This window comes from Streptococcus sp. OMI750 (assembly GCF_047463895.1).
Lineage (GTDB): Bacteria > Bacillota > Bacilli > Lactobacillales > Streptococcaceae > Streptococcus.
The window spans coordinates 125812-145753 of sequence record NZ_JASHCZ010000002.1 but is presented as its reverse complement, the minus strand read 5'-3'; the positions used below and the strand labels follow the sequence as shown (position 1 = coordinate 145753).

The window sequence follows — 19942 nt, the reverse complement described above, 5'->3', positions numbered from 1 at the left end:
CACACCTAAAATATAGTAAAAGCAATCAACTGTATCTAATGGATATCTAATGGTAATCGTTTTAAAATTTTGGTATACTTAAAGGTATGAATTTATTAGAAAGTAGGCTTCCTATGGAGAAATTACAAGCCCTGTTATCGGAACGGTTTCAGATCGTTTTTTCAGATAGCAGTTTATTAGATACAGCTTTTACACACACCTCTTATGCAAATGAGCACCGCCTCTTAAAAATTTCACATAACGAACGTTTGGAATTTTTAGGAGACGCTGTTCTTCAATTAGTTATTTCCGAATATTTGTATAAGGAACACCCAAACAGACCTGAGGGAGATTTGTCTAAATTCCGTTCCATGATTGTCCGCGAAGAAAGTCTGGCTGGTTTTTCTCGGGATTGCCAATTTGACCGTTATATCAAACTAGGCAAAGGCGAAGAAAAATCAGGCGGTCGGGACCGCGATACGATTCTTGGCGATTTGTTTGAAGCCTTTTTAGGTGCTCTTTTACTGGATCAAGGAGTGGAAGCGGTCAAACGCTTTGTCTATCAGGTCATGATTCCTAAGGTTGAAACGGGTCAATTCTCCCAAGTCATTGACTACAAGACCCGTCTGCAAGAACTGTTGCAGGTTCACGGGGATGTGGAGATCCAGTACCAAGTGGTGAATGAGTCTGGTCCTGCTCATGCAAAGGAGTTTGAAGTAGAAGTGTTCGTGAACGGTCAAACGATGGGACATGGTCATGGTCGTTCCAAGAAGTTAGCGGAGCAGGAAGCAGCCCGCAATGCAGTTGAAACGAGGAATGATGGGCCATGTATCTAAAAGAGATTGAAATCCAAGGCTTTAAATCCTTTGCGGATAAGACAAAAGTCGTATTTGACAAAGGGGTCACTGCCGTTGTAGGGCCTAATGGATCTGGAAAATCAAATATCACGGAGAGCTTGCGCTGGGCCCTGGGGGAATCCAGTGTCAAGAGTCTACGTGGGGGCAAGATGCCCGATGTCATTTTTGCAGGGACAGAATCGCGAAAACCGCTGAATTATGCCTGTGTCACAGTTGTCTTAGATAACCAAGATGGTTTTATCCAACAGGCAGGGAAAGAAATTCGTGTCGAACGGCATATTTATCGTTCAGGAGACAGCGAGTACAAGATCGATGGCAAGAAAGTACGTCTCAGAGATGTGCATGATTTGTTCATGGATACGGGATTGGGACGGGATTCTTTCTCCATTATCTCCCAAGGTCGGGTAGAGGAGATCTTTAACTCCAAACCGGAAGAACGCCGGGCAATCTTTGAAGAAGCTGCAGGTGTCTTGAAATTTAAGACGCGGCGCAAGGAAACCGAGACCAAACTCAACCAAACCCAGGAGAATTTGGACCGTCTGGAGGATATCCTCTATGAATTAGAAGGACAAATCCAACCTCTTGAAAAGCAAGCGACTGTCGCTCGCCGTTTCTTGGAATTAGACCAAGAACGGCAGGTTCTCTTGCTGGATGTTTTAGTTGCTCAAGTCGATTTGACAAAGGACCTTTATGAAAAGGCTGATCAAGAAGAAAAAGCCATTCAAGAACAGTTGGCTTCTTATTACCAACGTCGTCAGGTCTTAGAAGAAGATAATGTACGTATCAAGAAAGCCCGCCATCAGTTGGATGAAAGCTTAGCTGAGGACCAGGCCAGCTTACTTGAGGTCACTCGTTTGATCAGTGATTTGGAAAAGCAAATCGAAGTAGCTAAGTTGCAATCGAGTCAAGCAGCCCATAGTCGCAGGGAAAATCTTGAGCGTCTGGATGCTGTTTTGGCACGTCTGGAAGAAGCGAAACAAGAGCTGGCGCAAAAACAAGAGACGCTAGCTGTGCTCCAACAAAGACTGACAGAGAACCGTCAGCAACAAGAAGAGTTGGAAAAAGAATTAGCCAACTACGAAGAAGATCCGGAACAAGTCATTGAGCATCTACGCGAGCAGTATGTCGCACTCTTGCAGACAGAGGCTGAAAAATCGAATGAGCGGACAGCGATTGAGAGCCGAATCCAGGCACTCCTGCAAGAATCTAGCCATCGTGAAGAGGATTTGACCAAGGCACAAACAAACTTTGAAGCTGCCAAGGAAAAAGAAGTCCGACAATTGGAAGAGTTGGATCAGGCACAAGCGACGGTCAAAGGTTTACTAGTAGAATACCAAGAGCAATTGGTAAAAGTGGAGCAGGCCAAAGCTGCCTACCAAGAGGCTCAAGCTACCATGTTTGACTTGATGGATGAGAGCAAGAATAAGCGGGCGCGGATCAATAGCTTGGAAGCCATTCAGAAGAACCATAGTAACTTCTATGCAGGCGTCAAGAGTGTCTTGCAAGAAGCGGACCGCCTAGGAGGCATTTGTGGGGCTGTTAGTGAGAATTTGAGTTTTTCAAAAGACTACCAGACAGCGCTTGAAATTGCTCTGGGAGCTAGTAGCCAACAGATCATTGTCGAGGATGAAAAGGCGGCAACGCGAGCGATTGACTACTTGAAACGCAATCGCTTAGGACGCGCTACTTTCTTACCGCTCACGACGATCAAAGCCCGTCAACTTTCTCCTCGGAATCTGGAATTGATTCAAGCCAGTGCAGGATTTCTAGGAATTGCGAGTGACTTAGTGACCTATGAGAATCGTTTTGAACAGATTTTCCAAAACTTGCTTGGCGTAACGGCCATCTTTGACACGACAGATCATGCGCGTGAGGCGGCTCGTAAAGTCAATTATCAAGTTCGGATAGTGACCTTGGATGGGACCGAATTGCGGACCGGAGGATCGTATGCCGGTGGTGCCAATCGCTCCCAAAATACGGTCTTTGTCAAACCAGAATTGGATAGTTTAAAACAGGAAATGCAAGCTCTGGATGCTCGTTTGAGAGAAGCAGAGCAGGAGGTCGAGACCAAGGACAATCTGCTCAAGCAGGCGCAAGAATACTTGGCTTCTATTCAAAATCAAGGTGAGCAAGCGCGTCTGGAGCAACAGCGGGCCCAATTGGCCTACCAACAAAGCCAAGAGCAACTGAAAGAAATTCAGGAACTCTTAGAAGCTTTGAAGTCAGAATTGGCAACAGATGCGACCCAGTCTCTCCAAGAAGAGCTGGAGTCCCTTACCAAGCAATTGGCAGAAATTGAGCTTCAAAAAGAAAATCTGAATCGCGACATTGAAACCATGAAGTCGGACAAAGATGTCCTGCAACAAAAAGTACAAAACTTGCAAGAGCAATTGGCAGAATTGCGACTTCAACAGACGGAATGTAAGAGCCAACAAAGCTATGAGCAAACAGATGCTCGTCGCTTGGAAGAAACGATCTCCCAGTTGGAAGTAGAAGAGCATCAGTTGCAATTGCTGATTGAACAAGGCGAGGCCAAAGTTCAGACAGTGGATGTGGAGCAGCTAGCCAACCAATTGACGCAGGCACAAGCCAAGAAAACGGAACTGGAACAAGGAGTCATTCGGAAACGCTTTGAACTGGATGATTTGGAAGGCCAGGCCGAAGATGTTGCAGAACAGATGGAACAAGCGCGCAAGAAAAACGAAGAGTGGATTCGTCAACAAGCTAAAGCTGAAGCGACACGTGAAAAGCATGCGGATCGTTTGAACAAGCTTTTAACGCAAATTACTGATGAATTCATGCAAAGCTTTGACCAAGCCAAAGAGCAGGCCAAACCTGTTGAAAACCTTGCAGCAGCTGAAAACCAGCTCAAGAGCATCGAAAAAGATATTAAGGTACTTGGTCCAGTCAATGTGGATGCGATCGAGCAGTACGATGAGGTGAAGGGGCGCTTTGATTTCCTTTCCAGCCAGCGTGAGGATGTCTTGGCTGCGAAAAACATGCTTTTGTCTACCATCAACGACATGAATGATGAAGTCAAGGAACGCTTTAAATCAACTTTTGAAGCCATTCGTGAATCCTTTAAAGTCACTTTCCGTCAAATGTTTGGTGGGGGGGCTGCTGATTTGATTCTGACAGAGCCAGATCTTCTGACAGCTGGTGTTGAGATTTCTGTGCAGCCACCTGGTAAAAAGATCCAATCCTTAAACCTCATGAGTGGTGGAGAAAAGGCCTTGTCTGCCTTGGCTCTCTTGTTCTCGATTATTCGTGTCAAGACCATTCCATTTGTCATTCTGGATGAAGTAGAGGCAGCCCTGGATGAAGCCAATGTCAAGCGTTTTGGAGACTACCTCAACCGCTTTGATAAGGAAAGCCAATTTATCGTCGTGACGCACCGGAAGGGAACCATGTCAGCTGCAGATTCTATCTATGGGGTGACTATGCAGGAATCTGGGGTTTCTAAAATCGTCTCTGTAAAATTGAAAGACTTAGAAAATGAAGAATAATGATATTAAATTGATTGCTACGGACATGGATGGAACCTTTCTAAATGACCAACATCAGTACGATCAAGAACGATTAGGCAAGGTATTAGCCAGCTGCAAAGAAAAAGGCATTTATTTTGCTGCTGCGAGTGGCCGTGCCCTCCTTTCTCTCAAATCCCTCTTTAAAGGATTTGAGGACCAAATGATTTTCATTGCTGAAAATGGTAGTGTGGTAGAATTTCATGGAGAAGATCTCTACGAAGCGACCATGTCCAAAGACTTTTATTTGGGTGTTTTTGAAGCTCTAAAATCTTCCCCTTATGCAGACCCCAATAAATTGCTTTTGACAGGGAAAAAAGGAAGCTATGTCTTAGAAACAGTGGATCCTGACTATCTTGCCTTGAGTCAACACTATAATGAAAATATTCAAAAAGTGAAGAGTTTAGTCGATATTCAAGATGAAATCTTCAAAATGACCACCAACTTCGATGCAGCTCTTGTTCTTGAAGGAGAGCAATGGGTCACTGAGAATGTTCCAGGTGTTAAAGCGATGACGACAGGCTTTGAATCGATTGATATTGTCCTCGATTATGTCGATAAGGGAGTGGCGATTACTGCCTTAGTGGATAAACTAGGGATCACGATGGATCAGGTGGTGGCTTTTGGGGATAACCTAAACGACCTTCATATGATGCAAGTCGTGGGCCATCCTGTAGCTCCTGAAAATGCACGTCCCGAAATCTTGGCGATTGCTGAAACAGTCATCGGCCACCATGCGACTGGTTCTGTCCTACGCTATATGGAGGAAATCCTATGAGTCAGATTGCCTTGATTGCGCTGGATTTAGATGGGACCCTTCTCAATTCTGAAAAAAAGATTTCTCCTCGCAATAGAGCAGCCCTCGCTGCTGCACAGGCTCAAGGTGTCAAGGTGGTTCTAACTACTGGCCGTCCCTTGAAAGCCATGGATTTTCTTTTAGAAGAATTGGGAACAGCGGGCCTCAAAGAAGAGTATACAATTACCTTCAACGGTGGTTTAGTGCAGCGAAATAATGGAGAGATCCTCTCAAAAGTTGTCTTGGCAGCAGAAGATGTTGCAACCATTCATGATGAAACAGCTCGTCTCGGCCTTCCGCTGGATGCGATCAGTGAGGGGACGGTTTATGAGATTCATTCAGAGCGAAAGTCTCTCTATTCCCTTTACAATCCCTACCTGAACTTTATTGAGACAGATTTTAAAGACCTACCATCTACGTTATCCTACAACAAGTGTGTGACAGCCGTTGATCAAGACTTTTTAGATGCGGCGATCAAGCAGATCAGGCCGGACTTATTTCAAGACTATGAAATTTTTAAATCTAGGGAAATGTTGTTGGAATGGTGCCCCAAAAATGTTCACAAGGCAACGGGCTTAGAGGCACTGGCTTCTATTTTGGGTCTTGAGGCAGATCAAGTCATGGCCTGTGGAGATGAAGCCAATGACCTGTCAATGATCCAGTGGGCTGGACTAGGGGTTGCTATGGGTAATGCGGTCCCGGCAGTGAAAGAGGTGGCTGCGCTTGTCGCACCCGTGACCAATGACCAAGATGCTGTCGCATGGGCGATTGAAAATTATGTGCTAAAGGAGAGTGAATAAATGGGATTATTTGATCGATTATTTGGAAAGAAAGAAGAAGCTGAAAAAGTGCTTCCGTCTTCTGAAGAAGTGACGGAAAGTAATGAGGTTGAAGAAACTGTCAAAGAGGAGCCAGTGGCTACCTTAAATGACAAGGAAGAGCAAAAAATCGCTGATATGGAGGCTTACTACCAAGAGCTCAAAGCGCGAATTGCAGCTACTCATCAGGTCACTCAAGAAGAGCCATCAGAGGAGCCTCTTGTTGAAGAAATTGGAACTTCAGAGACTTATGAAGACCAAGCACCTGTAGAGGAGTCTCCGGTTGTCTTTGAACCTGCTCAAACACAAGAAACTCCTGAAGAAGCTTCACCTGTAGCTGATGAAACGGAAACTGAGCCTCTTGAAGAAGTGAAATCTGAAGCGGAAGAAACTGAACATGTTGAAGAAGCAGATGAGATTGATGTTATAGACCTGGAAGAAGAGTCACCAATTGCCTCTTCATCACCTGACGCTGAGCCAGTAGAAGTGAGCGCGACAGAAGAGAAGGTTCCAGAACTAGTAAGCGCTCAGGATGAGGTTCCAGAACCGGAAGCATCAGAAGCGATCGCTGAAGTGGAGGAAACTTCAGAAGTAGCGGAAGCCGAGTCCAGACTTCCTGAAGGAGAAGCTGCATCAGCCGTTGAGGAAAGAATTGTTGAAGAGGCAGAGGAGCCGATTCAAGACGAGGTCGCACCTCAGCAAGAAACTATTCAGGAAAAATATGATCGTAGCTTGAAAAAGACACGGACTGGATTTGGCGCACGTCTCAATGCCTTCTTTGCGAATTTCCGTTCAGTCGATGAAGAATTCTTTGAAGAATTGGAAGAACTCTTGATCATGAGTGACGTTGGGGTTCAAGTTGCCTCTAATTTAACCGAAGAGTTGCGCTATGAGGCCCGTTTGGAAAATGCTAAAAAACCAGATGCTCTCAAGCGCGTAATTATCGAAAAATTGGTAGACTTGTATGAAAAGGATGGCCAATTTAATGAAGCCATTCGTTTTCAAGATGGCCTCACGGTTATGCTCTTTGTCGGGGTAAATGGAGTTGGTAAAACAACCTCTATCGGGAAGTTAGCCCACCGATACAAACAAGAAGGCAAGAAAGTCATGTTGGTTGCAGCAGATACCTTCCGTGCAGGAGCAGTGGCTCAACTGGCAGAATGGGGGCGCCGAGTAGATGTTCCAGTTGTGACAGGTCCTGAAAAATCAGATCCTGCTAGTGTTGTCTTCGATGGGATGGAACGCGCGATTGCTGAAAATATCGATGTTCTGATGATTGATACGGCAGGTCGTCTGCAAAACAAGGATAACCTCATGGCCGAGCTTGAAAAAATCGGACGAATTATCAAGCGTGTGGTACCAGAGGCACCACATGAAACCTTGCTGGCTCTCGATGCTTCGACCGGTCAAAATGCCTTGGTACAGGCTAAAGAGTTTTCAAAAATTACGCCTGTGACAGGAATTGTCTTGACCAAGATCGATGGAACAGCTCGAGGAGGGGTTGTCCTTGCCATTCGTGAAGAGTTGGACATTCCAGTGAAGTTGATTGGATTTGGAGAAAAAATTGATGACATTGGACCATTCCAGTCAGAGAACTTCATGAGAGGTCTCTTGGAAGGCTTGATTTAAGAGTCGAATAGAAAAAGACAAATTGTTATTCCGACAATTTGTCTTTTTATTTCCTTGCGCTATAAAAAAACCACCCGAAGGTGGTTTGTATTAATTCTTAGGTTCAGGTTTCCAAACCCACTCTGCTCCGTAGTCTGCAAGGAGATCATCGGATGCAGTTGGTCCCATGGATCCTGATTTGTACTCATAGAGCGGTGCTCCATCTTCGGCCCATAATTTTTCGATCCGGTCAATCAATTGCCATGAAGCGCGGACTTCGTGCCAGTGGCTGTAATTGGTTGAGTCATTGTTCAACACGTCGAAAATTAATTTTTCATAAGGCTCTGGGGAAGCTCCAGTTGCGGTCGCATCTGTCTCGTAGTCAAAGGAAATCGGTGCGATACTGAATTTTTCTCCGACCTCTTTTCCGTTGATACTTAATGAGAAACCTTCATTTGGTTGGATATAAATGGTCAAGACATTAGGTTGCAAGCTATGTCCAAAGATGGAGTCGGTTTGCTTGAAGACCACATTGACCATGGTTCCTTTTTGCGTCAAGCGTTTTCCAGTACGGAAGAAGAAAGGAACTCCACGGAAGCGATCACTATCAACAAAGAATGCCCCAGAAGCATAGGTCTCCGTAGTAGATTCAGGGTCGACATTGGGCTCACTGCGATAAGAGATATCTTTTTTCCCTTCGATGGTCCCTGAATGGTATTGACCACGGATAAAGAATTTCTTTAACTCATCATCTGTTGGATTGTGCAATTGCTCAAAAACTTTAACTTTTTCAGCTCGAATCGCATCCTTGGTAAAGGTAGCTGGTTTATCCATGGCAAGCAAAGATAAAAGCTGAAGAGTGTGGTTTTGCACCATATCCCGAAGGGCACCTGAGTGATCATAGTAGCCACCGCGTTCTTCAACACCCAAGCGTTCTGCAAAGGTAATTTGGATATTGTCAATAAAATCTCGATTCCAGAGGTTGTCAAAAATGAGATTGCCGAAACGGATGGCAAAGATATTTTGGATCATTTCTTTTCCAAGGTAATGGTCGATCCGGAAGATTTGTTCCTCATCAAAGGTTTCTTCCAATTCTTTGTTGAGCTGACTAGCCGTTTCTAGGTCTGTACCAAAAGGTTTTTCAACAATCAGTCGCTCAAAGCCTTGTCCATCAACAATCCCTTCTGATTTCAGGTGTTTAGCAATGGTTCCAAAAAATTGAGGAGCCATAGATAAGAAGAAGACCTTGTTGTGTTCTGTTTGGTATTTTTCATCCAAGCTATTTTGCAATTCGCGCAGAGCGATGTAATGTTCGGTATCATTGACATCATGACTTTGATAGTAGAAATGACTGGCGAATTCTTGGGCTTGTTGAGGGCTATCTGCCAGGTCTGTGATGGATTCTACCACGACTGATTCAAAATATTCTTTGCTCCATGGTCTGCGGGCTGTTCCGATCACTGCAAAGTGTTCAGATAGATTTCCTGATTTGTAGAGTCTAAAAAGGGATGGGTAGAGTTTGCGATGGGCTAAATCTCCACTGGCCCCGAAAATGGTTACAATAACTTTTGAAGACATTTAAGTACCTATTTCCTATTTTATTAACCATATTTTACCATAAAATCTACAAGATTTCTTTGCTGGAATCGTTGTTCTGAATATTTTCCGATGGGATTTGAGTAGACAGCATAGAAAAAGCTAGAACCAATGTGGATTCTAGCTAGAAGTGTTATAAGGTGTTTGGATCTACAACGGAAGCTCCATCAGAATACGCGGTAGACATAAGGATTATCTGGTTGTGTAATGGTTTGACAATCCGTAATGTGGAGGACAGGCAAACTTTGCTTGAGCTGTTTGTGGTATTCAATGGACAAGGTTCCTTTTGCATGGATCCAGGTATTGTTGTCAAAATGTTGAGGAGCACCGGTTGTTAAAAGACCGTAGACACCTGAGTCTGCGATACAGTGGATGATCCCAAAGCGAAAGAGAAATTGACTGTCTTTGTTATTAGGATCATTGTATACAAAACCGGTCAACTCTATGGTTTTTCCCGCAAATTGATCTGGATAATCATAAATGACTTCCATAACTTCCATATAATTTTCAGTAGTCACCTGGATCACCTTTTTATCAACATATTTCTTAGCTGCCTGCTTCATCTCTGACTCATAGGCGGACTTAGTGAAATAGCTACTGGTATCCGGTTTGAGATACTGAGTTGTTGTCCCTTCATCCTGTTGGATTTCCTTGGAAGAACCAGCCGCAACCGGGAAGTGGTAGCCTTTTGCAGAGACTGTTTGGGAATCTAGTGTCACTGTAGGGAAAAATAGCCCGACAAACAAAGGAATACAGAGTAAGAAGATACTCGCCACTTTTGCCCAGAAACCAGAGAGATGACTGTGGATCTTCATTTGTTTGACCCAGATAATCAACTGAACAAGAGCTAAAACGAAGGACAAAAACATGGAAATATAAGCCAAGTAAGAATAGTGTAAGTTGATGTATTGATTGAGCTTACCGGATAATTGAAGATACATGGTGAGCTCAAAATAACCTGCTAAGATCAAAAATCGTATCATAAAGCTACCCCCACAATCCAAGAGTATAGGAGCACAACTCCACAGACAATTCCGATAAATTGCCAGATAAAACGGGTCTTGAGATAATTTTTCATCATGAGGAGATTCTTGACATCAAGCATGGGTCCAATCACCAGAAAGGCCAGCACAGGCGCTACTCCAAAACTACTCAGAAGAGAGGAGCCGATAAAGGCGTCCGCCTCGCTACAAAGTGAGAGGAGGAAGGACAAGACCATAAGGAGGAGAATAGCAATAACCGGTGTCGCACTGATCGAGGTAAGGATCCGTGTTGGGACATAGACTTGGACGAGGCTGGCAAAGAGACAACCGAATACCAAGTAGCGTCCTGTATCAAAGAATTCATCAATTGCCTGCACCAAGACTTGAAAGAGCTTTTGGCTTTTGCTCAAATCGCTAAAATCATGTTCATGCACAGGCTTGCGATGTTCTTTTTGGATCGAATCTGTCTGAATAAAGCCAAGGAAGATCCCTAGTACCGTTGCGACCAGTAGGGAACCAAGGGCGCGATAGAGGGCCATCTTAATAGAATTCCCAAAGGCTGAATAGGTCGCAAAGAGAACGATGGGATTGATGACCGGTGCTGTCACCAAAAAGGGAACAGCAGTATAACTTGGGACTTTCTTTTCTAGAAAGCGATTGATAATGGGAACAATTCCGCATTCACAGGAAGGAAAGATAAAGCCGATAAAGGTCCCAAAGAAGATTCGCCCAAATTTATTTTTGGGAAGAAAACGGTAAACCTTCTCAGGTGTGACATAAACCTCAATCATTCCTGAAATGATACTTCCGATCAGTACAAAGGGCAGGGCCTCGATGATAATCGAGAGAAAAATAGCCCCAGCTTGCAAGACGCTAGAGGGAAGGTGTTGAAAAAATGCCATTATTTAGCCTTCTTTGCATTTTTAGCAGCTGTTTCTGCTTTCTTTTTTTCTTCGGGGAATTCAACTGTTTTTTCTAGATCTGGAAAACTTGCAAAGTTTTCAAACATTTTATCAAGATCATCCGTCTTAGAAAATTTAATAGCCATTTTTGGGCCTCCTTTTTCCTTTTCTATCATTATAACAAAAAGGAAAGACCATGGGGGAAATGGAGTATAGAAAGGGGAATGGCTAGCCCTGAGATAGATAGTAGAATAGGTTGCTAGAAGCCTTGGCTACGCTAAAATATGCTATAATAGAAGCTATGGATAAATATGAAAAAATAGCCCAAGAATTGGGTGTTAGCTTAAAACAAATCGATACCGTATTGAGTCTGACCGCAGAAGGCTCAACCATTCCTTTCATTGCTCGCTATCGAAAAGATCTGACGGGAAATTTAGATGAAGTAGCGATCAAGGCTATTATTGATCGGGACAAATCCTTAACGGCTCTAGCTGAACGGAAGGAAACCGTCCTTGCTAAGATTGAGGAACAAGGCAAACTGACAGAGGCGCTCAAGCAGGCTATTGAGGCTGCTGAAAAATTAGCGGATGTCGAAGAGCTTTATCTACCTTATAAGGAAAAACGACGGACTAAGGCGACGATTGCCCGAGAAGCAGGACTCTTCCCCTTGGCACGTCTCATCCTGCAAAATAGTCCAAACTTGGAAGTAGAGGCACAGAAATTTACCTGTGAGACCTTCCCAACTGAAACAGCGGCTTTGGCTGGTGCAGTGGATATTCTGGTAGAAGCTATTTCAGAGGATACCCAATTACGGGCCCTCACCTATCAAGAAATTCATGGGCATTCCCTCATGACGTCAAGCTTGAAGGATGAAAGTTTAGATCCTAAGAGAACTTTTGAAATCTATTATGATTTTTCTGAGAAGATCAAGAGTATGCAGGGCTACCGGACCCTGGCTCTCAATCGTGGGGAAAAATTGGGCGTTCTCAAAGTCGGATTCGAGCACCATTTGGATCGGATCATTCGTATTTTTGAGGCTCGTTTTAAAAGCAAAAATGCCTATGTGGATGAAGTTATTCAGCAGGCGGTTAAGAAAAAAATCGTTCCTGCGATTGAACGTCGGATTCGGACAGAATTGACAGAAGTGGCAGAAGACGGAGCCATTCAATTGTTCTCTGAAAACCTACGGAATCTCCTGTTAATACCTCCATTGAAAGGGCGCGTGGTCCTTGGATTTGACCCAGCCTTTCGGACTGGTGCCAAATTAGCGGTTGTCGATGAGACAGGCAAAATGCTTGCAACCCAGGTCATCTATCCAGTTGCTCCTGCAAAAACAGCTCAGATCGAGCAGGCCAAGAAAGATTTGTCCTCCTTGATCAAGGAGTTCGGAGTAGAAATTATTGCGATTGGAAATGGAACCGCCAGCCGTGAAAGTGAGGCTTTTGTCGCAGAGGTCCTCCATGACCATCCAGGAGTTCGCTATGTCATTGTCAATGAAAGTGGAGCCTCTGTCTACTCAGCTAGTGAGTTGGCCCGTCACGAATTCCCAGAATTAACCGTTGAAAAACGCTCGGCCATCTCCATTGCCCGTCGTCTGCAAGACCCATTAGCAGAATTGGTGAAAATCGATGCCAAGTCGATCGGTGTGGGTCAATACCAGCACGATGTCAATCAGAAAAAATTGACGGAAAGTTTAGATTTCGTGGTAGATACGGTCGTCAACCAAGTTGGAGTTAATATCAATACTGCTAGTCCCTCTCTCTTAGCGCATGTAGCAGGGCTTAATAAGACCATCTCTGAAAATATTGTGAAATACCGGGAAGAAGAAGGGATGATCCTCTCACGCGCGCAGATTAAAAAAGTCCCTCGTCTCGGAGCCAAGGCTTTCGAGCAGGCGGCGGGATTCTTACGCATTCCTGAAAGTAAAAACATTTTGGACAATACTGGCGTCCACCCTGAAAGTTATAAGGAAGTTGAAAAACTCTTTCAACTCCTTGGGATTACCGAACTAGATGAATCTGCTCAAGAAAAATTAAAAGCTGTGAATATAGAAGAAATGTCTTCTCAGCTGGATCTGGGACCAGAAACTCTGAAAGATATCATTGCTGATCTCCTAAAACCAGGTCGCGATTTGCGGGATTCCTTTGATGCACCAGTGCTCCGTCAGGATGTCTTGGATATTAAAGACCTACACATTGGCCAAAAATTAGAAGGGGTTGTGCGCAACGTGGTTGACTTCGGAGCCTTTGTCGATATTGGCATTCACGAGGATGGCTTAATTCATATCTCCCATATGAGCAAGCAATTTATCAAGCATCCAAGCCAAGTCGTCTCTGTAGGAGATTTAGTGACGGTCTGGGTCAAGAAAATTGACGTGGAACGTGAAAAAGTCAACCTCAGTTTGGTAGCACCGAATGAATCTGACTGACTATGTACGCCAGGTATCTCTGGAAGATTTTGGGAGAGAATTCCGCCATCGAGCAGAGTGGAATGCGCGTCTCCAGACCACCGGAGGTCGTTTCTTTCCTAAGGATCGCCATCTTGATTTTAACCCGAAGGTCTACCAGGCTTTCGGATTAGAGACCTTTCGGAAAATCGTCCGCCATGAGCTCTGCCATTACCATCTTTACGATCAAGGAAAGGGCTATCGCCACAAAGATCCAGCCTTTAAACAGCTCCTTCAGCAAGTGGATGGACTTCGATTCACACCACCTCTACCAGAAAAGACTGGACGAGTCAAGCGGATCTATCTCTATCAATGTCCTCACTGTGGTCAAGAGTATAGACGAAAGCGAAAAATCGATCTGAGGAAATATGCTTGCGGTCGCTGTCACGGTCGTTTGCAACTCCTTGAAATGAGACAGGAATGAGAATCGGTCTTTAGGCGGATCTCTTCTGGGTTAGACTCTGCTAAAATAGATCTAACTAGAAAGAGGAAAATCAAATGACATCATCATTTTATAAATTAAAACGCCACCGCCTGGTTTCAGGTGTGCTAGCTGGTCTAGCTGATAAATTTGGTCTGAGTGTAACGCTGCTACGTTTCTTGTTTGTACTCTTTACAGTCTCCCATGCCTTTATCGGTGTGATTATCTACTTACTGTTAGATACGACCTTACCTTATAAGGAAGAGGAGGAGCAGGAAATATTTGACGATGGCCTTCGACCTCGTCGGAGAAAAGAGGCCGAACCTATCCATGATCAGAATGATAGTCCGTTTTTCTAAAAGGAGATCCGGTTGAAGCAGAAGTTCTATTACTTTGCGTTTCTTTATATCTTACCATCATTTCCTAGAGGCTGGAGACTTTTGTCTTGGCCTCTTTTTACTTTTTAAAAAGCGGGTTAAAATGGATCTTTCAAATGGTACTTTAGTCTCTCGTATGAAGAGAAAATCTGCTATAATAGAAAGAGAATTTGAAAAGGGAGAATGATATGGCAGTTACTGTTCGCGATATACAGGAAAAGCTTCGTCTTTCGGTTGTTTACGGGGATGATCGCCTCTTAAACAAGGAAATTACGACTGCGGATATTTCACGTCCCGGTCTTGAGATGACGGGTTATTTCGACTATTATACACCTGAGCGGATTCAGCTTGTAGGAATGAAAGAATGGTCTTACTTGGTGAAGATGAGCTCTCACAACCGTCATCAAGTCTTGCGCAAGATGTTCCAGCCAGAGACACCCGTCATCATTGTCGCGCGGAATTTAGAAATTCCAGAAGAAATGTTACGGGCTGCGGAAGAAAAGCAGCTGGCTATTTTAAAGAGCAATGTTGCGACGAGCCGTTTGTCTGGTGAGTTATCCAGTTATTTGGATAGCCGCTTGGCAGAACGTACCAGTGTTCATGGTGTTTTGATGGATATTTATGGGATGGGGGTCTTGATCCAAGGAGATAGCGGGATCGGTAAGAGCGAGACAGGTTTGGAACTTGTCAAGCGGGGTCACCGTCTCGTAGCGGATGACCGAGTCGATATCTATGCGAGAGATGAGATGACCCTTTGGGGAGAGCCAGCTGAGATCTTACGTCACTTACTAGAGATCCGTGGTGTCGGCATTATCGATGTGATGAGTCTCTACGGTGCGAGCGCTGTGAAGGATTCTTCACAAGTTCAAATCGCCGTTTACCTGGAAAATTACACTAAGGACCAAACTTATGATCGTCTTGGTAACAACGCAGAAGAGTTGGAAATCGGTGGAGTCACCATTCCTCGTATTCGCATTCCAGTGAAGACAGGTCGAAATATTTCGGTCGTGATTGAAGCAGCAGCCATGAATGTTCGTGCCAAAGAAATGGGCTATGATGCCACTAAAACCTTTGAAGAACGTTTGTCTCAGTTGATCAGTCAAAATGAGGTGAAGGAATGAATCCAGTAGCACTTCAATTAGGTCCGATCAGTATTCGCTGGTATGCGATCTGTATTGTCTCTGGTTTGATTCTAGCCGTTTATCTTTCCATGAAAGAGGCACCTCGAAAGAAAATAAATCCAGATGATATCATTGATTTCATCCTGATTGCTTTTCCACTAGCGATTGTCGGAGCTAGGCTCTATTATGTTATCTTCGAATGGGCCTATTATAGCCAGCATCTTGATGAGATTTTTGCAGTCTGGAATGGAGGAATCGCAATCTATGGCGGTCTCTTAACTGGGGCATTGGTCTTGTATCTATTTTCTCGTAGACGCTTCATTGAGCCAATTGATTTTTTGGATATTGCTGCTCCAAGCGTCATGATTGCACAGAGTATTGGTCGTTGGGGAAACTTCTTTAACCAGGAAGCCTATGGGGCTGCGGTCAAAAGTCTTAACTACTTACCAACTTTCATCCGAGATCAAATGTATATAGATGGTAGTTACCGTCAGCCAACTTTCTTATATGAATCCAGCTGGAATTTACTCGGCTTTGTCTTGATATTGCTTCTTCGCAGAAAACCTCATTTTTTGAGGCAAGGTGAAATCACAGCCTTTTACCTCATTTGGTATGGTTTTGGGCGAATGATTATCGAGGGAATGAGGACGGATAGCTTGATGTTTGCAGGTCTGCGTGTTTCTCAATGGTTATCAATGATTCTAATTCTAGTTGGACTCGTTATTATTATTTATCAGCGGCGCAAAAAAGCCCCTTATTATGTAGAAGAAAAGGAGTAACATATGTTTATTGAAATTGCATACGGTCTCTTAGGCCTTGCTTTAGTAGCGTTAGTCATTTACCTGATTTTCTTCCTCTCAAAGATTGGAAAAGTCGTAGATGAGACGCAAAAGACCATCCAAGTTTTAACATCGGATGTCAATGTCACCTTGCATCAGACCAATGATCTATTGGCAAAAGTCAATGTTTTAACGGATGATTTGAATCAAAAAGTGGCAACGATTGACCCCTTGTTTACAGCTGTAGCAGATCTTTCAGAGTCTGTCTCAGATTTGAATGACCAAGCACGTCAATTGAGTGTTAAAGCTGCATCAGCTGGTGGGAAAACTGTAAAAGCCTCTATGGGCCTTAAAGCTGTTCGGATGGCTTCAAAATTATTTAAATAGAATCGAGGAAAAAGATGGGACGTTTATCTAGTTTATTAATTGGTGTGATTTCAGGTGCTTCAGCAGCCTACTATTTGTCAACAGAGCAAGGTAAGAAAGTTACTAAAAAAGTTGCGCGCTTTGTAAAAGATTATCAAGAAGATCCTCAAGAAGTGCATGAATCGGTTAAACAAACTGCTAAAGATGTTTCAAAACAAGCAGTTGAAGTGATTCAGCAAACCAAGGAAAAAGTTGGTTCAGGAGAAATTACAACAGGAACTGTTATAGAATCTGTTAAAGAAAAGACACAAGATGTGGTTGAAAAGTCACAAGAAGTTTATCATTCATTTAAAGACAAGATTCAAAAAGAAAATCTTAGTGGCAATGAGTTGGTTCAATCTATTCGTAAGCAAACAGAATCAGAGGAGATCGTTCTAGAGTTAGATGAAAATCATGCTGAAGAAGCAGTAGAAGAAGGAAACGAATAATAAAAAAAGAGGCTCAATGAGCCTCTTTTCAGATTTAGTAAAGAGTAGATGGCAATCGATGACATAGACTGCTTGAACTTTTATTTCCATTTATTACATTTTGAGGATAACAAAAAATCAGGCTAACCTGATTTTTATTTTTTCTTTTTATGGTAGTAAATTCTAAATCCTTGGATACTCGCGAAACTAGTAGCAATAGCTAAGGTAAAAGCAAATAAGGTGTTCATCTTGGTTGCCAAGAAAATAAAGCTAAACACAACCGTCAGCACACAGAAAACAGCGATATTTAAAAAATACAGCAATTCACTTAATTGAGGGGCGGGTTCAGCTTCAGGAGCGTAGTCCTGAATAGGGGATTCTTGGGTTTGTTTGGTTAATTCGATATAGTCGAATTCTTCGTCATAGTGTCTTAAATTTCTTACGGGCATTTTCTCTCTCCTAACAGTACTCTATTATTCTATCATGAATTCAGCTTTATAAATGTTACAAAAATGTTACAAATTTTACAAAATGAATAAATTTTTCTAGAATATCGGATTTTTTGTTATAATGGATCTATGAAAAATATTATTATAACAGCAACAGCAGAGAGCGTTGAGCAAGCGCAAGCCTTGATTGATGCGGGGGTTGACCGGATCTATGTCGGCGAAAAAGACTATGGATTACGATTGCCTCAAACTTTAAGCTATGACGAAATAAATCGAATTTCACAACTGGTCCATGCTGCTGGCAAAGAATTGACAGTAGCTGTAAATGCACTGATGCACCAATCGATGATGGATTCAATCAAGCCATTCCTTGATTTTCTAAAGGAAATTCAGGCTGATTATGTTACTGTCGGAGATGCGGGCGTTTTTTATGTTTTGAAACGAGATGGCTATCCCTTCAAAACCATCTACGATGCTTCTACTATGGTAACCTCTAGTCGCCAGATCAATTTCTGGGGGAAACAAGCAGGAGCTTCTGAGGCTGTTTTGGCCCGTGAAATTCCGTCTGCTGAATTATTTGTGATGGCTGAGAATCTTCAAATCCCAGCAGAAGTATTGGTCTACGGTGCTAGCATTATTCACCATTCCAAGCGTCCTCTTCTTCAGAACTATTACAACTTCATCAAGACAGAGGAGTCTGTGACCAAAGATCGTGATTTGTTCCTAGCAGAACCGGGAGATCCAGATTCTCACTATTCGGTCTACGAAGACAAACATGGAACCCATATTTTTTCAAATAATGATTTGAACATGATGACCAAATTGTCAGAGTTGGTGGATCATGGATATGATCATTGGAAACTTGATGGGGTCTACTGTCCGGGTGAGAACTTTGTTAAGATTACAGAGTACTTTATCAAGGCGCGTGATTTGATTCAAAATGGAACCTTCACGCAAGATCAAGCTTATCTGTTTGATGAAGAGATTCGCAAATTGCATCCAGCTAATCGTGGCTTGGATACTGGTTTCTATGATTATGAACCAGATCGTGTAAAATAATAAATAAAGTAGTAGCTTCTTCGTTTGTGAGTTTTCCTTTTTCAGGGAACGAAGGAGCAATTCATCATATCGACAATCTTGTAAATTGGAGAAAAAATGACAAATACAAAAAAACGTCCAGAGGTCCTGGTACCTGCTGGAACCTTAGAAAAATTAAAAGTCGCCGTTAATTACGGAGCAGACGCTGTGTTCGTTGGTGGACAAGCCTATGGGTTGCGGAGCCGTGCCGGAAACTTTACTATGGATGAACTGCGCGAGGGAATTGAATACGCTCATGCACGTGGGGTCGATGTACACGTAGCTTCGAACATGGTAACTCACGAAGGAAATGAACAAGGAGCTGGTGAGTGGTTTCGTGAATTGCGGGATATGGGGCTCGATGCCGTGATCGTATCAGACCCGGCCTTGATTGAAATCTGTGCAACGAATGCACCTGGTCTCAATATCCACTTGTCTACGCAAGCTTCTGCGACTAATGTGGAGACCTTCCATTTCTGGAAAGAATATGGCTTGACCCGTGTCGTATTGGCTCGTGAGGTGTCCATGGAAGAGTTGGCTGAGATTCGTAAGCGTACCGATCTGGAGATCGAAGCCTTTGTTCATGGAGCCATGTGTATTTCCTATTCCGGACGTTGTACCCTTTCAAACCACATGTCAGATCGTGATGCCAACCGTGGTGGTTGTTCCCAATCTTGTCGGTGGAAATACGATCTCTATGATATGCCATTTGGTCAAGAGCGAAAAAGTGTTAAAGGCCAAGTACCAGAAGAATACTCAATGTCAGCTGTGGATATGTGCATGATTGAAAATATCCCGGACATGATTGACAATGGGGTTGATAGCTTAAAGATTGAAGGTCGGATGAAATCTGTCCATTATGTGTCAACGGTTGCCAACTGTTACAAGGCTGCCTGTGATGCTTATATGGAAAGTCCAGAGGCCTTTTATGCGATCAAGGAAGATTTGATTAATGAATTGTGGAAGGTTGCCCAACGTGAATTGGCGACTGGTTTCTACTACCAAACTCCTACAGAAAATGAGCAATTGTTTGGCGCTCGTCGAAAGATTCCTCAATATAAATTTGTAGGAGAAGTGGTTGATTTTGATCCATCTACCATGACTGCGACTATTCGACAGCGGAATGTCATCAATGAAGGCGACCAGGTGGAATTCTATGGACCAGGTTTCCGTCATTTTGAATGCCAGATCCAAGACTTGCATGACAAGGACGGAGTGAAGATTGATCGTGCACCAAATCCGATGGAACTCTTAACCATCACCGTCCCACAGGAAGTAAAACCAGGAGATATGATTCGTTCGTGCCAAGAAGGCTTGATCAATCTCTACTCCAAAGATGGGGCAAGTAAAACTGTTCGAGCATAAGAAAAAAGAGA

General features: G+C 43.4%; 19 protein-coding genes. 14 read left to right on the top strand and 5 right to left on the bottom strand.

Annotated elements, in window-relative coordinates; genetic code table 11:
- Positions 1-113 precede the first annotated feature (113 nt).
- Genes rnc through ftsY form a run of 5 tightly spaced genes read left to right on the top strand, consistent with a single transcriptional unit; the run spans position 114 to position 7603 of the window.
- Positions 114-815, top strand: a complete 702-nt coding sequence (rnc, locus tag QM830_RS05240; RefSeq protein ID WP_061591310.1) for a ribonuclease III — start codon at positions 114-116, stop codon at positions 813-815.
- Entirely contained in the window at positions 806-4342 is a 3537-nt protein-coding gene (gene smc / locus QM830_RS05235) for a chromosome segregation protein SMC (protein WP_414325873.1), read from the top strand. The genes rnc and smc overlap by 10 nt, the downstream gene beginning before the upstream one ends.
- Complete coding sequence (locus QM830_RS05230; RefSeq protein ID WP_414325872.1) at positions 4332-5138, top strand: Cof-type HAD-IIB family hydrolase; 807 nt, start codon at positions 4332-4334, stop codon at positions 5136-5138. The genes smc and QM830_RS05230 overlap by 11 nt, the downstream gene beginning before the upstream one ends.
- Positions 5135-5956: a Cof-type HAD-IIB family hydrolase gene (locus tag QM830_RS05225; RefSeq protein ID WP_414325871.1), complete on the top strand. Its 822-nt coding sequence runs from the start codon at positions 5135-5137 to the stop codon at positions 5954-5956. Before QM830_RS05230 ends, QM830_RS05225 begins: the two co-directional genes overlap by 4 nt.
- Entirely contained in the window at positions 5957-7603 is a 1647-nt protein-coding gene (gene ftsY, locus QM830_RS05220; protein WP_414325870.1) for a signal recognition particle-docking protein FtsY, read from the top strand.
- Positions 7604-7693: 90 nt separating this feature from the next.
- Here the strand turns inward: ftsY and zwf are convergent, their stop codons facing one another.
- The 4 genes from zwf to QM830_RS05200 form a co-directional block, all read right to left on the bottom strand.
- Entirely contained in the window at positions 7694-9160 is a 1467-nt protein-coding gene (zwf, locus tag QM830_RS05215) for a glucose-6-phosphate dehydrogenase (RefSeq protein ID WP_414325869.1), read from the bottom strand.
- Between the two features lie 185 nt (positions 9161-9345).
- Positions 9346-10161 (bottom strand): TIGR03943 family putative permease subunit, encoded by an 816-nt coding sequence (locus tag QM830_RS05210; protein WP_414325868.1) that lies wholly within the window; start codon positions 10159-10161, stop codon positions 9346-9348.
- Entirely contained in the window at positions 10158-11063 is a 906-nt protein-coding gene (locus QM830_RS05205) for a permease (RefSeq protein WP_414325867.1), read from the bottom strand. Before QM830_RS05205 ends, QM830_RS05210 begins: the two co-directional genes overlap by 4 nt.
- Entirely contained in the window at positions 11063-11209 is a 147-nt protein-coding gene (locus QM830_RS05200; protein ID WP_414325866.1) for an SPJ_0845 family protein, read from the bottom strand. The genes QM830_RS05205 and QM830_RS05200 overlap by 1 nt, the downstream gene beginning before the upstream one ends.
- Before the next feature lie 155 nt (positions 11210-11364).
- Here QM830_RS05200 and QM830_RS05195 point away from each other — a divergent pair, with 155 nt between their 5' ends.
- From QM830_RS05195 to QM830_RS05165, 7 genes are all read left to right on the top strand, one after another.
- Positions 11365-13491, top strand: coding sequence for a Tex family protein (locus QM830_RS05195; protein WP_414325865.1), 2127 nt, complete (start codon positions 11365-11367; stop codon positions 13489-13491).
- A complete protein-coding gene (locus tag QM830_RS05190) occupies positions 13478-13933 on the top strand; it encodes a SprT family protein (RefSeq protein WP_414325864.1) in 456 nt (151 codons plus the stop codon). The genes QM830_RS05195 and QM830_RS05190 overlap by 14 nt, the downstream gene beginning before the upstream one ends.
- A 74-nt stretch (positions 13934-14007) precedes the next feature.
- The gene (locus QM830_RS05185) at positions 14008-14289 is read left to right on the top strand and encodes a PspC domain-containing protein (RefSeq protein WP_414325863.1); all 282 of its coding nucleotides are present in this window, start codon (positions 14008-14010) and stop codon (positions 14287-14289) included.
- A 206-nt stretch (positions 14290-14495) separates the two neighbouring features.
- On the top strand, positions 14496-15428 hold the full coding sequence (gene hprK, locus QM830_RS05180) for an HPr(Ser) kinase/phosphatase (protein WP_009731403.1): 933 nt from the start codon (positions 14496-14498) through the stop codon (positions 15426-15428).
- Positions 15425-16207 carry a prolipoprotein diacylglyceryl transferase gene (gene lgt, locus QM830_RS05175; RefSeq protein ID WP_414325862.1) on the top strand — a complete coding sequence of 261 codons (783 nt, stop codon included), beginning with the start codon at positions 15425-15427 and terminating at the stop codon, positions 16205-16207. Before hprK ends, lgt begins: the two co-directional genes overlap by 4 nt.
- Before the next feature lie 3 nt (positions 16208-16210).
- Complete coding sequence (locus QM830_RS05170) at positions 16211-16594, top strand: DUF948 domain-containing protein (protein ID WP_009731401.1); 384 nt, start codon at positions 16211-16213, stop codon at positions 16592-16594.
- Positions 16595-16608: 14 nt separating this feature from the next.
- Positions 16609-17061: a YtxH domain-containing protein gene (locus QM830_RS05165; protein WP_009731400.1), complete on the top strand. Its 453-nt coding sequence runs from the start codon at positions 16609-16611 to the stop codon at positions 17059-17061.
- A gap of 134 nt (positions 17062-17195) precedes the next feature.
- Here the strand turns inward: QM830_RS05165 and QM830_RS05160 are convergent, their stop codons facing one another.
- Entirely contained in the window at positions 17196-17489 is a 294-nt protein-coding gene (locus QM830_RS05160) for a DUF3270 family protein (protein ID WP_009731399.1), read from the bottom strand.
- Between the two features lie 129 nt (positions 17490-17618).
- On the opposite strand from QM830_RS05160, the gene QM830_RS05155 reads away from it, so the two are divergent.
- A complete protein-coding gene (locus tag QM830_RS05155; RefSeq protein WP_009731398.1) occupies positions 17619-18548 on the top strand; it encodes a peptidase U32 family protein in 930 nt (309 codons plus the stop codon).
- 96 nt (positions 18549-18644) lie between these two features.
- A complete protein-coding gene (locus tag QM830_RS05150) occupies positions 18645-19931 on the top strand; it encodes a peptidase U32 family protein (RefSeq protein ID WP_009731397.1) in 1287 nt (428 codons plus the stop codon).
- Positions 19932-19942 lie beyond the last annotated feature (11 nt).